General features: G+C 70.2%; 13 protein-coding genes and 1 riboswitch. Of the genes, 10 read left to right on the forward strand and 3 right to left on the reverse strand.

Annotation, left to right across the window (positions count from 1 at the left end; genetic code table 11):
* Positions 1-15 precede the first annotated feature (15 nt).
* Positions 16-777 carry a quinoprotein dehydrogenase-associated SoxYZ-like carrier gene (locus NBE95_RS05725; protein ID WP_289892957.1) on the forward strand — a complete coding sequence of 254 codons (762 nt, stop codon included), beginning with the start codon at positions 16-18 and terminating at the stop codon, positions 775-777.
* On the opposite strand, the gene NBE95_RS05730 is transcribed toward NBE95_RS05725, so the two are convergent.
* The 3 genes from NBE95_RS05730 to NBE95_RS05740 are packed head-to-tail and all read right to left on the reverse strand — an operon-like array spanning position 765 to position 3124.
* Entirely contained in the window at positions 765-1367 is a 603-nt protein-coding gene (locus NBE95_RS05730; protein WP_289892958.1) for an ATP-binding cassette domain-containing protein, read from the reverse strand. The genes NBE95_RS05725 and NBE95_RS05730 overlap by 13 nt on opposite strands.
* Positions 1357-2139, reverse strand: a complete 783-nt coding sequence (locus NBE95_RS05735; RefSeq protein ID WP_289892959.1) for an ABC transporter permease subunit — start codon at positions 2137-2139, stop codon at positions 1357-1359. Before NBE95_RS05735 ends, NBE95_RS05730 begins: the two co-directional genes overlap by 11 nt.
* Before the next feature lie 7 nt (positions 2140-2146).
* Positions 2147-3124, reverse strand: a complete 978-nt coding sequence (locus tag NBE95_RS05740) for an ABC transporter substrate-binding protein (protein WP_289892960.1) — start codon at positions 3122-3124, stop codon at positions 2147-2149.
* A 189-nt stretch (positions 3125-3313) separates the two neighbouring features.
* Here NBE95_RS05740 and NBE95_RS05745 point away from each other — a divergent pair, with 189 nt between their 5' ends.
* The 9 genes from NBE95_RS05745 (at position 3314) to gcvP (ending at position 13172) form a co-directional block, all read left to right on the forward strand.
* Positions 3314-4024, forward strand: coding sequence for a response regulator transcription factor (locus NBE95_RS05745; protein ID WP_289892961.1), 711 nt, complete (start codon positions 3314-3316; stop codon positions 4022-4024).
* Positions 4021-5205, forward strand: coding sequence for an FIST N-terminal domain-containing protein (locus tag NBE95_RS05750; protein ID WP_289892962.1), 1185 nt, complete (start codon positions 4021-4023; stop codon positions 5203-5205). The genes NBE95_RS05745 and NBE95_RS05750 overlap by 4 nt, the downstream gene beginning before the upstream one ends.
* 3 nt (positions 5206-5208) lie before the next feature.
* Positions 5209-6537, forward strand: coding sequence for a hybrid sensor histidine kinase/response regulator (locus tag NBE95_RS05755; protein WP_289892963.1), 1329 nt, complete (start codon positions 5209-5211; stop codon positions 6535-6537).
* Between the two features lie 86 nt (positions 6538-6623).
* Entirely contained in the window at positions 6624-7244 is a 621-nt protein-coding gene (locus tag NBE95_RS05760) for a hypothetical protein (RefSeq protein ID WP_289892964.1), read from the forward strand.
* Positions 7241-7576 (forward strand): hypothetical protein, encoded by a 336-nt coding sequence (locus tag NBE95_RS05765; RefSeq protein ID WP_289892965.1) that lies wholly within the window; start codon positions 7241-7243, stop codon positions 7574-7576. Before NBE95_RS05760 ends, NBE95_RS05765 begins: the two co-directional genes overlap by 4 nt.
* A 58-nt stretch (positions 7577-7634) precedes the next feature.
* Positions 7635-8417, forward strand: coding sequence for an SDR family oxidoreductase (locus tag NBE95_RS05770; protein ID WP_289892966.1), 783 nt, complete (start codon positions 7635-7637; stop codon positions 8415-8417).
* A 66-nt stretch (positions 8418-8483) separates the two neighbouring features.
* Positions 8484-8572: riboswitch (glycine riboswitch) on the forward strand.
* Positions 8573-8703: 131 nt separating this feature from the next.
* Positions 8704-9816: a glycine cleavage system aminomethyltransferase GcvT gene (gcvT, locus tag NBE95_RS05775; RefSeq protein WP_289892967.1), complete on the forward strand. Its 1113-nt coding sequence runs from the start codon at positions 8704-8706 to the stop codon at positions 9814-9816.
* 10 nt (positions 9817-9826) lie between these two features.
* Positions 9827-10183, forward strand: a complete 357-nt coding sequence (gene gcvH, locus NBE95_RS05780) for a glycine cleavage system protein GcvH (protein WP_289892968.1) — start codon at positions 9827-9829, stop codon at positions 10181-10183.
* A 160-nt stretch (positions 10184-10343) separates the two neighbouring features.
* Positions 10344-13172: an aminomethyl-transferring glycine dehydrogenase gene (gcvP, locus tag NBE95_RS05785; RefSeq protein ID WP_289892969.1), complete on the forward strand. Its 2829-nt coding sequence runs from the start codon at positions 10344-10346 to the stop codon at positions 13170-13172.
* The last annotated feature ends 52 nt before the right edge of the window (positions 13173-13224 follow it).

Below are 13224 nucleotides of genomic sequence, written 5' to 3' on the forward strand. Positions count from 1 at the left end.
ATTGTGGCCCTTGTGATGGCCCTGCTGGCCGCGCCGGCCCTGGTCCAGAAAGCGGGGGCGACCGAGGTGGCGAACCCGATGCAGCCCTCGGCCCTGTGGGACGACATGCGGCTGGCGGTGATCGGCACCGAGGCCGAGCCGCCGGTCGATCCGGCGGTCTTCGATCTGGATGCCCCGCCGCGCGCCGACAATCCGGCGCTGGTGCCGGTGCATATCACCCAGCCGCCCGGCGCGCCGGCGATCACCGCGCTGACCCTGGTGGTGGACGGCAATCCGGCGCCGGTCGCGGCCGAGTTCACCTTTGGCGAGGCGCTGATGCCGCTGGATTTCGAGGTGCGGGTGCGCGTGGACAGCTATTCCGACCTGCGCGCCATCGCCACGCTGGCCGACGGGCGCAAGGTCATGGCCGGGCGCTTCGTCAAGGCTTCGGGCGGCTGCGCGGCGCCGGCCGGAAAAAGCATGGACGAGGTGCGCGCCGCCATGGGCCAGATGAAGTTCCGGCAGGCCGAGGAGGCCGGGCGGCAGGTCGGCACGCTGATGATCCGGCACCCGAATTTCTCGGGCCTGCAGCGCGACCAGGTGACGCTGCTGACCATCCCGGCCGAGTTCATCCAGGTGCTGGAGGTCAAGCAGGGCGAGACGCCGCTGTTCACCATGGAGGCCGGGATCTCGATCTCGGAAGACCCGGTGTTCCGCTTTGCCCATGCGCCGGGCGAGGGGCCGGTGACGGTCCATGCCCAGGACACCGACGGCCGGGTCTGGGATCAGTCGTTCTGAGGCCGGGTCTGAAGTTGCGCCGGCTGGCCGGTCAGCAGCAGTGGCCGGGCATGCAGCGCCTCGGCCTCGCGCGGGTCATGGGTGACCAGCACCAGCCCGGCGCCGCTGCGGGTCAGCAGCGCATCGGTCAGTGCCAGCATCCGCGCCGCCGTATCGGCATCCAGCGAGGCGAAGGGCTCGTCCATCAGCAGGATGTCGGGGCCGGCGGCAAAGGCGCGGGCCAGCGCCAGCCGCCGCTGCTGGCCCAGCGAAAGCTGGCGCGGAAATTTCGCCTCGTGTCCGGCCAGCCCGACCTGCGCCAGCCAGTCCCGCGCCGTGGCCGCATCGCAGCCGGTCGGGATGGCGATGTTCGCCACCGCGTCGCGCCAGGGCAGCAGCACCGGCTCCTGGAACACCACGGCCAGGCGGTCGGCGCCGTCCAGCCGGCCGCAATAGTTCCGGTCCAGCCCGGCGAGGATGCGCAGCAGCGTGGATTTCCCGATGCCCGAGGGGCCCAGGATCGCCAGCCGCTCGCCCCGCGCGACCGCCAGCGACAAGCCCCCCAGCACCGGCCGCGGGCCGAAGGTCTTGGCTTCCAGCTCAAGCCGCATCCTGCCTCCAGCGGTTGGCGCGGGCCTCCCATGGCCGCAGCAGGAACAGGTCGATGGCCAGCATGACGGCGACGAAGGCCAGCGCCCAGGCCAGCACCCCGGTCACGTCGAAGCTGGAAAACAGCAGGTGGATCTTGAAGCCGACGCCGTTCGAGCGGCCCAGGAACTCGACCACCAGCACGATCTTCCAGATCAGCGAGATGCCGGCCCGCGCCGCGGCGGCGATATGCGGCGCCAGTTGCGGCAGCACGACATGGCGCAGCCGCGCCAGCGGCGCCATGCGAAAGGCGCGGGCCATGTCATCGAGGTCGGGGCGCAGCGCGCGGGTGCCTTCGCGGATCATCACCGTGACCACCGGGATCTTGTTCAGCGCCACGGCGAGGATGGCGGCGGTCTCGTTGAGGCCGATCCAGATGTAGCACAGCACGATCACCACCAGCGCCGGCACGTTCAGCAGGATGATGACGCCGGGATTGAGCCACTGGTCCGCCCCGCGCCAGCGGCCCATCCACAACCCCAGCGCCATGCCGGCCGCCATGGCCAGCGCGAAGCTGGCGGCGACGCGGAACAGCGTCATGCCGGCGTTGAACCACAGCTCGCCGGTCGCCGCCAGCCGGCCGATGCGGGCCGCGACATCCCAGGGCGCCGGCAGGGTCTGCGGCCGGTCGGTCAGCTGCGAGGCCAGCGTCCACAGCAGCAGCATGGCCAGGATCGACAGCATCCCCGGCACCAGGCCGGGGCGGGGCGACAGGGGCTTCGGCGTTCCGGTCAAGTCGGGGCTACTCCGGCCACCAGAACAGGCCCTCGGGCAGGGCGGTGACGCCGCCGGTCAGTTCCTCGCCGCCCAGTTCGGCCATGGTGGCGAGCATCTTCTGGGCGTTCTCGGCGTTCACCGGGCCGGGGGCGGGGATGCCGGCGCGCCAGCCGGCCTTCAGCGCCTGGAACTCGGCATCGTCGGCCGTTTCCATCAGCGGGCGCAGCTCGTCCCAGGCGGCGTCGTCCCGGGCCAGCAGCTCCTTGGCGGCGCGAGAGGCGCGGGCCAGGCCGGCGGCAAGCTGCGGGTTGGCCGCGATCCAGTCGTCGCGCAGCACATAGCCCAGCAGCGGGGTCGAGGGATCGAGGCCCAGATCGGCCGCCGCCGTGCCGACCGACATGATCTCGCGCATGCCGCGCGCCTTCATCTTGGCCTGGAAATGCCAGAAGTTGATCGCGGCATCGACCTCGCCGGTCTCGGCGGCGTTCAGGATCATCGGCGGCGCGCCGAAGACCTGCTGCGTCACCTCGGCCAGATCCTCGCCCAGCTTCTCGCGCGACCAGGCGCGCAGGATCAGCCAGCTTTTGTCCACCGGCCCGCCGGCGATGCCGATCTTCTTGCCCTTCAGGTCGGCAAGCGATCGCGCCGGGCTGTCGCCGCGCACCATCACCCCACCGACGGCGGTGGAATAGGGCAAGAAGCGGAAGCCGGTGCCGCGCGCCCGCTGCTGCGCCACCCACAGCCAGTCCGAGACGATGGTGTCGACCTCGGCCCCCTGCATGGCGACCTGGGTGGCGGGGTTGCCGGCCAGGATCATCGGCTGCAGCGTGAAGCCGTTCGCGGCGTCGAGGCCGCGCTTGCGGATCGTCTCGATCTCCCAGTTGACGGTGCCGTTCTCCAGCGTGCCGATGCGGATCACCGGGGTTTGCGCGCGGGCGGGCAGCGCCAGCCCGGCCAGGGCGGCCGCCCCGGCCATCAGGGTGATTCTCCGGCTGAGTCGCATGCTGATTTTCCCCTTGGACGGGTTGAAAGTGACACGGGCCCGAATCCAGGCCAATACATCGGAAGTCGTAACCCGAAACCGGGTTCGTGGTCCAACAGGCTTGCGCCGGCGGGCGGTGGTCTTAAGATGGAGCAACAGGCCGGTGTGCGCCACAGCCCCGGTCCCTATCGTTTCTTTGGGAGGAGAACGATGGCCTCAGCCGAAATGCAGTCGCAAGACCGCGCCGCATCGCCAAGGCTCTCCGCTGATCGGGTCCGCGAGATCCTGATCGTGGACGACCATCCGCTGATGTGCGACGCGCTCGCCCTGACGCTGAAGATCAGCTTCGGGCTGAAGAACGTCCGCACCGCCCGCAGCCTGGCGGCCGCGCAGGAGCAGATTCGCGCCCAAGGGGCGCCGGACGCGGTGATCCTGGACCTGAACCTGCCCGATGCCCGCGGGGCCGAGGGGCTGGTCACGCTGCGCCGGCAGATCCCGGACGTGCCGATCACCATGATCTCGGCCGATCTGGAGAACGCCATGATCTCGGCGGCGATGGCGGCGGGGGCGCAGGGCTATATCAGCAAGTCCCTGGGCCGCGAGGCGCTGGTCGACAGCCTGCGCCGCATGTGGGAGGGCGAGCGGGTGACCCCCGACAGCTACCAGCCCGACAGCATCGGCGAGGAGGACGCCGCCCGCGCCGAGCTGGCCCGCCGCTTCGCCAGCCTGACGCCGCAGCAGATGAAGATCCTGCGGCTGATCTGCCAGGGCAAGGCCAACAAGGAGATCAGCTACGAGCTGTCCATCGCCGAGGCCACGGTCAAGACCCACATCACCGCGATCATGTCCAAGATCAACGCCCGCCGTCGCACCCAGGCGGTGCTGCTGGCCAATAGCGTCAGGCTGTTCGAACCGGCATGAGCACCGCCTCGCCCGAGCCCTGGCCGGGCCCGCGCCGGCGGGCCAGGGCGCGGCCGGTCCTGGCGCCGGCGCCCGTCGCCATCTCGGTCCCGGCCGCCGGCGCCGATGCCGCCGCCTGCATCGCCCAGGCGATGGCGCCGCAGGAACCGGCGCTGGTCCTGCTGTTCGGCATGCCGGCCGAGGGCCTGCCCGCGCTGGGTGCCGAGCTGCGCCGGCGGCTTGGCCCGGATTGCCGGGTGGTCGGCTGTTCCTCGGCCGGCGAGATCGGGCCGCAGGGCTATTGCGCGGCCACGGTGACGGCCGTGGGTTTCCCCGCCACCAGCTTTCGCGTCGGCGTCTGCGTGCTGCGCGACCAGGCGCTGGTGCCGGTCTCGGAATGGATGGCGACGCTGCGCCGCTTCCATGTCGATTTCCGGCCGGACCTGCGCCGGTCCAGCTTCGGGGTGCTGCTGCCCGACGCGCTGGCCCGGCAGGAGGACGTGCTGACCGCGACGCTGGACGCGGCGATCCCCGGCCTGCCGGTGGTCGGCGGCTCCAGCGCCGAGGGGATGCTGTTCGCGCCGACCTGCCAGATGGTCGACGGCGCGGTGCACGAGGGCGCGGCGCTGTTCGTGCTGATCGAGACCGACCTGGCGATTTCCGAGGTGCTGTTCTCGCATTTCAGCCCCACCGACAAGCGCGCCGTGGTCACCGCCGCCGACACCCATAACCGCATCATCCTGGAGCTGAACGCCGAGCCGGCGGCGCAGGAATATGCCCGGCTGGCCGGCGTGCCGCTGCATGCGCTGACCCAGACGGAATTCGCCCGCCATCCGCTGCTGCTGCGCACCGGCAAGCGCCACCATGTCCGGGCCATCCGCGCCATCACCCGCGAGGGCGGGCTGGAGCTGCTTTCGGGCACCGAGCCCGGCCACATCCTGACGCTGGGCCGGGCCATGGACATGACCCGCGGCTTTGCCGAGGTGATGGACGCGCTGCCGCGCCCGCCGCTGATGGTGCTGGGCTTCGACTGCATCCTGCGGCGCCTGGCGCTGGAACGCGCCGGCATGACCGGGCAGATGTCCGAGCTGCTGGCCCGCTACCGCGTCGTCGGCTTCAACACCTATGGCGAGCAGCACAGCGGCATGCATGTGAACCAGACCTTCGTCGGCATGGCGCTGATGCCCCCCGAGGCGGGATGAGCCATGTTCCTGCGTGACGACGATCCCCCCGGCCGGCGGGTCGAGAAGCTGACGCGCATCGCCGATGTGCTGGTCGAACGCATCGACCGGCTGGAGGAAAGCCGCGGCTCGGCCTGGTCGATGTTCCAGGCCGCCGTGGCGCTGGAGCAGGAGGTGCAGGTCCGCACCCGCGAGCTGGAACAGGCGCTGGCCGACCTGTCCGAACGCAACCGCGAGCTGGCCGTGGCCCGCGCCTCGGCCGAGGAGGCGAACCGCTCGAAGACCCGCTTCCTGCGTGCCGCCAGCCACGACCTGCTGCAGCCGCTGTCGGCGGCCAAGCTGTTCCTGTCGGCGCTGAAGGACACCACGCTGGACCCCTTGCAGCGCGAGCTGACCGACCGGCTGTCGGGCGCCTTCGAATCGGTCGAGGAGCTGATGCATGCGGTGCTGGACATCTCGCGGCTGGACAGCCAGCGCATCGAGTTCCAGCGCAAGCCCGTGGATCTGGGCGACATGTTCCGCCGCCTGGCGGTGGAATACGCGCCGATGGCCGAGGCTAAGGGCCTGCGGCTGAGCTTCGCGCCGACCATGGCTGTGGTGGAAAGCGACCCGACCTTCCTGCGGCGCATCGCGCAGAACCTGATCTCGAACGCGATCAAGTATACCGACCGCGGCGGCGTGCTGGTGGGCGTCAGGAAGCGCGGCGAGCGCGCCTGGCTGGAGATCTACGACACCGGAATCGGCATCGCCGCCCCCGACCGCGCCCGCATCTTCGACGAGTTCCAGCGCATCGGCCGCGAGGGCGGTGGCGTGCCGGGCATGGGGCTGGGCCTGTCGATCGTGCGCCGCGCCTGCGCCAAGCTGGGCCATCCCATCGCCATGGACAGCGAGCCGGGGCGCGGCACCGTGTTCCGCGTCAGCCTGCCGCTGGTGGCGCCGGGGGTCGAGCCGGCCCGGGCCGAGGGCGCCGGCGGCGGCCCGTCGCTGCGCGGCCGGGTGGCGCTGGTGGTCGAGAATGACGACGCCATGCGCCGGGCGCTGGAGCTGCTGCTGAAGGACCGGCTGGGCATGGTGCCGCGCGTCTCGGGCGGTATCGCCGAGGCGCTGGCGCAGATGGGGGACGAGCCGCCGGACGTGGTGATCGCCGATTACAACCTGGACAACGGCGATACCGGCCTGCAGGCCATCGCGGCGCTGCGCCAGGCGGCGGGCCAGGCGGTGCCGGCGATCCTGGTCACCGCCCAGCGGGCGCCCGAGCTGGCGCGCGCCAGCCAGTCCGTCGATGTGCCGCTGCTGGAAAAGCCGATCCGGCCCGAGGATCTGCAGGCCATGCTGCAAGCCATGCTGGCCTAAGACCAAAGCACGAGACTGCCGGTCGCGGGCTTTCGCGGCCGGCCGGCCGGGGGCAGGCTCGGCAACAGGGAAGGGAAGAAACCGCCATGAGAGTTTTGCGCATGCTGGCCCTGGTCGGGATTGTCGCCGCCGTCTCGCCGCTGCAGGCGGACGAGGCGGGCGACCTGGTCTTTGCCGATCGCGGGCCCTGGAACCTGGCGCAGGGGCCGCTGGTCTGGCAGATCAGCCAGACCGGGCCGGTGGCCGAAGGCTTCACGCCGCTGGGCAAGGGCACGATCACCCTGCGCGCCGCCAAAGACCCCTCGGACGGCAAGCCGGTGCTGGAACTGGCCGAGGAAACGGCGCGCATCAAGCGCCGGATCGGGCCGTTCCCGGTTTCGGGCGGCGATCCGGTGCTGACCTTCTTTCTGGAAACCACCGCGCGGGACATGGCGGCGCTGACCGGCGGCAGCCCGTTCTATATCCGCAACCGCCTCAAGGATGCGCTGTTCCGCGGCGGCGAACTGCGGCACGAGGGCGACGTCACCATCGCCAGCTTCGCGCCGTTCCGCGACGACAAGAACCGCGAGCGCATGGCCGGCTTCGATACGCTGGAGCTGCGCTTCACCCTGGGCGATCCCAAGCAGCCGATCCGCAGCATGGTGGCGCGGACCGGATCCCTGGCGGGCGGGCGGCCCGCCTATGACAGCGAAATGGTGTTGAAATGATCCGGGCGACCCTGACGGCCGCGCTTGCGATCTGGGCCGGCACGGCCGGGGCGCAGGCGGTCAACGACTATCCGACCAATGCGCGGGCCGATTACGTCTTCGTCTGCATGGCGACGAACGGCCAGACCCGCGACGTGCTGGACAAATGCAGCTGCGCCATCGACCAGATCGCCGAGATCCTGCCCTATGACGCCTATGTCAAGGCCGAGACGGTGATGGCCATGCGGCAGATGGGCGGCGAACGCTCGGCCGCGTTCCGCAACATGGGCACCAACGACATGGTCGCGAATTTCCACCGCGCCGAGGCCGAGGCCGAGATCCTCTGCTTCTGAACTGGACAATCCGGCCGCCCCGCGCTTCCTTGTCGGCAAGCTGAACAGGAGGGAAGCCATGGATCTGGGGATCAGGGGCAGGAAGGGCCTTGTCTGCGCCGCGTCAAAGGGCCTGGGCCGGGGCTGCGCCGAGGCGCTGGCCGAGGCCGGGGTCGATCTGGTCATCAACGCCCGCGGCGCCGAGGCGCTGACGGCCACGGCCGAGGAGATCGCGGCGAAGCACGGCGTTTCGGTCACGCCGGTCGCCGCCGACATCACCACCGAGGCAGGCCGCGCCGCGGTGCTCGACGCTCTGGGCGGGCAGGCCGACATCCTGGTCAACAATGCCGGCGGCCCGCCGCCCGGCAGCTGGACCGACTGGTCGCGCGAGGATTTCATCAAGGCCATCGACGCCAATATGCTGACCGCCATCGCGCTGATGCAGGCGCTGGTGCCGGGCATGATGGAACGCGGCTGGGGCAGGGTGGTCAACATCACCTCGCAATCGGTGCGCACGCCCATCGCCATCCTGGGCCTGTCGAACACCGCCCGCGCCGGGCTGACCGGCTTTGTCGCCGGCATGTCGCGGCAGGTGGCGCCGCATGGCGTGGTGGTGAACAACCTGCTGCCCGGCATCCATGCCACCGACCGCGCCGACAGCCTGGATTCCGGCGTCGCCAGGGCCGAGGGCATCAGCGTCGACGCGGCCCGCCAACGCCGCGAGGCGACCATCCCGACCCGCAGCTATGGTCTGCCCGAGGATTTCGGCGCCACCTGCGCCTTCCTGTGCAGCCAGCATGCCCGGTTCGTCGTCGGGCAGAACATCCTGCTGGACGGCGGCGCCGCGAATATCTCGATCTGAGGGCGCGGGTGGCCGGGCGGGCGCAGGAAGGCTCTTGCCAGAACCCCGCCGCCCGGCTACGACGAAAGTAGGAAATCGGGAGACATTGGCGCAAGCCAGGGCCGAAGGAGCAACCGCCCCGGGAATCTCTCAGGCAAAGGGACCGTTTTCCAATGTACGCTCTGGAGAGAGGCGGCCGCCGCCGCCCGCCGAAGGGATAACGATCTCAGGCGCCCCCATTTGGGGTAGGGACAGAGGGGGCATCTAACCGGGCGGGATCGGTCCGTCCGCAAGACAGGGGATGCCCATGGCCGAGCTTCGGCGCACGATGCTATACGACCTGCACCTTTCGCGCGGCGCGAAGATGGTGCCCTTTGCCGGCTGGGACATGCCGGTGCAATATCCGATGGGCGTGCTGAACGAGCATCTGCATACCCGCAGCCATGCCGGCCTGTTCGATGTCAGCCACATGGGTCAGGTGATCCTGCGCGGCCCCGGCGTGGCCGAGGCGCTGGAGACGCTGGTGCCCGCAGATGTGGTCGGGCTGGCCGAGGGCCGGCAGCGTTACGGCCTGTTCACCAACGACGCGGGCGGCATCCTCGACGACCTGATGATCGCCAACAAGGGCGACCACCTGTTTCTGGTGGTGAATGCCGCCTGCGCCGAGCAGGACATCGCCCATCTGCGCCGGCTGGAGGCCGCGGGCATCTTGGTCCAGCCGGTGACGGATCGCGGCCTGCTGGCCCTGCAGGGCCCCGAGGCCGCGCAGGTGCTGGCCCGGCTGGTTCCCGGCGCGCAGGCGATGAAGTTCATGGACGTGGCCGAGTTCGACTGGCAGGGCGCGACGCTCTGGGTCAGCCGCTCGGGCTATACCGGCGAGGACGGGTTCGAGATTTCCGTGCCCGGCGACCGCACGGTCGCGCTGGCCGAGGCGCTGCTGGCCGAGCCCGAGGTGGCGCCGATCGGGCTGGGCGCCCGCGACAGCCTGCGGCTGGAGGCGGGGATGCCGCTTTACGGCCATGACATGGACGCCTCGACCCTGCCGGGCGCGGCCGGGCTGGGCTGGTCGATTCCCAAGGTCCGCCGCGCGGGCGGCGCGCGGGCGGGCGGTTTCCCGGGCGCCGGGCCGATCCTGCAGGAACTGGCCGAAGGCGCGGCGCGCAGCCGCATGGGCCTGCGCCCCGAGGGCCGCGCGCCCATCCGCGAGGGGGTCGAGATCTTCGACGCGGCCGAGGGCGGCGCAGCGATCGGCACGGTCTGTTCGGGCGGCTTCGGCCCCTCGGTCGGCGGGCCGGTCGCCATGGCGATCCTGCCCGCCGGGCTTGCCGCCGGCACGTCCTTGTGGGCCGAGCTGCGCGGCAAGCGGCTGCCCGTGACCGTCACCCCGCTTCCCTTCCACAAACCGAGCTACAAGCGCTGAGAGGCCAGGCATGCTGAAATACACCGAAGACCACGAATGGTTGAAACAGGACGGCGACGAGATCACCGTCGGCATCACCGCCCATGCCAGCGAGCAGCTGGGCGATGTCGTCTTCGTCGAGCTGCCCGAGGTCGGGCGCGAGGTCGAGGCGGGCGAGGAGATCGTGGTGATCGAATCGGTCAAGGCCGCCTCGGATATCGTGGCGCCGGTCGCCGGCGTGATCACCGCCGTCAACGAGGCGCTGCCCGACGCGCCCGGTGCGGTGAACGAGGACCCGTTGGCGGCCTGGTTCTTCCGCATCAAGCCGGTCTCGGTCGACCTGTCCGGTTTCATGGACGAGGCGGCTTATCAGGCGCTGATCGGCTGAGATGGCCGGGCCCCGCGGCCCGGCGGAAGCCGGGGGCGCTTCGCCCCCCGGACCCCCCGAGGGTATTTGGAAAACGGTGAAAGGCGGGGCGGGCGTTGCCGGTTCCTCTGCGCTTTTTCCAAGGCAATGTTGAGACCATACCGATGCATCGAGGCCAGTGATGGGTAAATGGACCCCGACCGACTATAATCCCGACGATTTCGCCAATCGCCGTCACATCGGGCCTTCACCGGCCGAGATGGCGGCGATGCTGAAGGTCGTGGGCACCGAGACGCTGGAGGAGCTGATCGGCCAGACCGTGCCGGCGAGCATCCGGCAATCCGAACCGCTGGACTGGCCGGCGCTGTCCGAGGCGGCGCTGCTGCAGCGCATGCGCGAGGTGGCGGCGAAGAACCAGGTCATGACCAGCCTGATCGGGCAGGGCTATTACGGCACCGTCACGCCGCCGGCGATCCAGCGCAACATCCTGGAGAACCCGGCCTGGTATACCGCCTACACCCCCTATCAGCCCGAGATCGCTCAGGGCCGGCTGGAGGCGTTGCTGAATTATCAGACCATGGTCGCCGATCTGACCGGGCTGCCGGTGGCCAATGCTTCGCTGCTGGACGAGGCGACCGCCGCCGCCGAGGCCATGGCCATGGCGCAGCGCGCGGCGAAGTCCAAGGCCCGAGCCTTTTTCGTCAGCGAAAACCTGCATCCGCAGACCGTCGCCGTGATCGAGACCCGCGCCGCGCCCTTGGGCATCGAGATCGTCCGCGGCCGGCAATGCGACCCTTCGCAGGTCTTCGGCGCCATCTTCCAGTATCCCGGCACCTTCGGCGAGATCCGGGACTACTCCGCCGAGATCGCGGCGCTGCATGCGGCGGGCGCGGTGGCGATCATGGCCACCGACCTGCTGGCGCTTTGCGTGCTGAAGGAGCCGGGCGCCATGGGGGCCGATATCGCCATCGGCTCGGCGCAGCGCTTCGGCGTGCCCATGGGCTATGGCGGTCCGCATGCCGGTTTCATGGCCTGCCGCGACGAGCTGAAGCGCGCGATGCCGGGGCGGATCGTCGGCGTGTCCATCGACGCCAAGGGCAACCAGGCCTATCGCCTGTCGCTGCAGACCCGCGAGCAGCATATTCGCCGCGAAAAGGCGACCTCGAACGTCTGCACCGCCCAGGCGCTGCTGGCGGTGATGGCGAGCTTCTATGCGGTGTTCCACGGGCCGGTGGGCCTGCGCGCCATCGCCCAGCGGGTGCATCTGAACGCGGTCACCCTGGCCGAGGCGCTGCGCGCCGCCGGGGCCGAGGTCCAACCCGAGGCGTTTTTCGACACCGTCACCGTGCGGGTGGGCGTGGGGCAGGCGGGGATCCTGGCCGCCGCCCGGCATCGCGGCATCAACCTGCGCAAGGTCGGGCGCGATCGGGTCGGCATCTCGGTCGACGAGACCACGGATGCGGGCGTGATCGCCCGGGTGCTGGACGCTTTCGGCATCACCGATCCGGCCGCGCCGGCCGAGGCGCCGGCGATCCCCGAGCCGCTGATCCGCGAAAGCGACTACCTGACCCATCCGGTCTTCCACATGAACCGGGCGGAATCCGAGATGATGCGCTATATGCGCCGGCTGTCGGACCGCGACCTGGCGCTGGACCGGGCGATGATCCCGCTGGGCAGCTGCACGATGAAGCTGAACGCGGCCGCCGAGATGATGCCGATCACCTGGCCGGAATTCGGCGCGCTGCATCCCTTTGCGCCCGAGGACCAGGCCGCCGGCTATCACGAGGTCTTTGCCGACCTGACCGAGAAGCTCTGCGCGATCACCGGCTATGACGCGTTCTCGCTGCAGCCGAACAGCGGCGCGCAGGGCGAATATGCCGGCCTGCTGACCATCGCCGCCTATCACAAGGCGCGCGGCGAAACGCGCGACATCTGCCTGATTCCCGTCAGCGCCCATGGCACCAACCCGGCCAGCGCGCAGATGGCGGGGATGCGGGTCGTGGTGGTGAAATCGGCGCCGAACGGCGATATCGACCTGGAGGATTTCGCCGCACATGCGGCGAAGGCCGGGGACAGGCTGGCGGCGGTGATGATCACCTATCCCTCGACCCACGGTGTCTTCGAGGACACGGTGCGCGAGGTCTGCCGCATCACCCACGAGCACGGCGGCCAGGTCTATATCGACGGCGCCAACATGAATGCGCTGGTCGGTCTGGTGAAGCCGGGCGAGATCGGCGGCGATGTCAGCCACCTGAACCTGCACAAGACCTTCGCCATCCCGCATGGCGGCGGCGGTCCGGGCATGGGGCCGATCGGGGTCAAGGCGCATCTGGCGCCCTTCCTGCCCGCCGATCCGCGGACCGGCTCGGGGGCGGTCTCGGCGGCGCCCTGGGGCTCGGCCTCGATCCTGCTGATCTCCTGGGCGTATATCCTGATGATGGGCGGCGAGGGGCTGACCCAGGCGACGCGTGTGGCGATCCTGAACGCGAACTATGTCGCCAGCCGGCTGGCCGGGGCCTATCCGGTGCTGTTCATGGGCAATCGCGGCCGGGTGGCGCATGAATGCATCCTGGACACGCGGCCGTTCCAGGACCATGGCGTGACCGTGGACGACATCGCCAAGCGGTTGATCGACAACGGTTTCCACGCGCCTACGATGAGCTGGCCGGTCGCCGGCACGCTGATGGTCGAGCCGACGGAATCGGAAACCAAGGCCGAGATCGACCGGCTGATCACCGCCTTCCTGGCGATCCGCGACGAGATCACCGAGATCGCCGAGGGCCGGATCAGCGCCGAGGCCAGCCCGCTGCGCCACGCCCCGCATACGGTCGAGGATCTGGTCGCCGACTGGGACCGCGCCTATTCGCGCGAGCAGGGTTGCTTCCCGCCGGGCGCTTTCAGGGTGGACAAATACTGGCCTCCGGTCGGGCGGGTGGACAATGCCTATGGCGATCGCAACCTGATTTGCACCTGCCCGCCGCTTGAGGCCTATGCCGAGGCGGCAGAGTGACCGCATGCCCCCGCCGGCCACCGGCGGGGGCAGCCGGCGACCGGCGCCGAAA

The sequence above is a fragment of the Paracoccus sp. TOH genome (assembly GCF_030388245.1).
Taxonomy (GTDB): Bacteria; Pseudomonadota; Alphaproteobacteria; order Rhodobacterales; family Rhodobacteraceae; genus Paracoccus; species Paracoccus simplex.

What these genes read in the sequence shown, in the direction of transcription:
- gcvP (WP_289892969.1), top strand. Translation starts at nt 10,344, where the DNA reads ATGGGTAAATGGACCCCGACCGACTATAATCCCGACGATTTCGCCAAT.
- NBE95_RS05745 (WP_289892961.1), top strand. Translation starts at nt 3,314, where the DNA reads ATGGCCTCAGCCGAAATGCAGTCGCAAGACCGCGCCGCATCGCCAAGG.
- gcvT (WP_289892967.1), top strand. Translation starts at nt 8,704, where the DNA reads ATGGCCGAGCTTCGGCGCACGATGCTATACGACCTGCACCTTTCGCGC.
- NBE95_RS05755 (WP_289892963.1), top strand. Translation starts at nt 5,209, where the DNA reads ATGTTCCTGCGTGACGACGATCCCCCCGGCCGGCGGGTCGAGAAGCTG.
- NBE95_RS05760 (WP_289892964.1), top strand. Translation starts at nt 6,624, where the DNA reads ATGAGAGTTTTGCGCATGCTGGCCCTGGTCGGGATTGTCGCCGCCGTC.
- NBE95_RS05730 (WP_289892958.1), bottom strand. Translation starts at nt 1,367, where the DNA reads ATGCGGCTTGAGCTGGAAGCCAAGACCTTCGGCCCGCGGCCGGTGCTG.
- NBE95_RS05765 (WP_289892965.1), top strand. Translation starts at nt 7,241, where the DNA reads ATGATCCGGGCGACCCTGACGGCCGCGCTTGCGATCTGGGCCGGCACG.
- NBE95_RS05750 (WP_289892962.1), top strand. Translation starts at nt 4,021, where the DNA reads ATGAGCACCGCCTCGCCCGAGCCCTGGCCGGGCCCGCGCCGGCGGGCC.
- NBE95_RS05725 (WP_289892957.1), top strand. Translation starts at nt 16, where the DNA reads ATGGCCCTGCTGGCCGCGCCGGCCCTGGTCCAGAAAGCGGGGGCGACC.
- gcvH (WP_289892968.1), top strand. Translation starts at nt 9,827, where the DNA reads ATGCTGAAATACACCGAAGACCACGAATGGTTGAAACAGGACGGCGAC.
- NBE95_RS05740 (WP_289892960.1), bottom strand. Translation starts at nt 3,124, where the DNA reads ATGCGACTCAGCCGGAGAATCACCCTGATGGCCGGGGCGGCCGCCCTG.
- NBE95_RS05770 (WP_289892966.1), top strand. Translation starts at nt 7,635, where the DNA reads ATGGATCTGGGGATCAGGGGCAGGAAGGGCCTTGTCTGCGCCGCGTCA.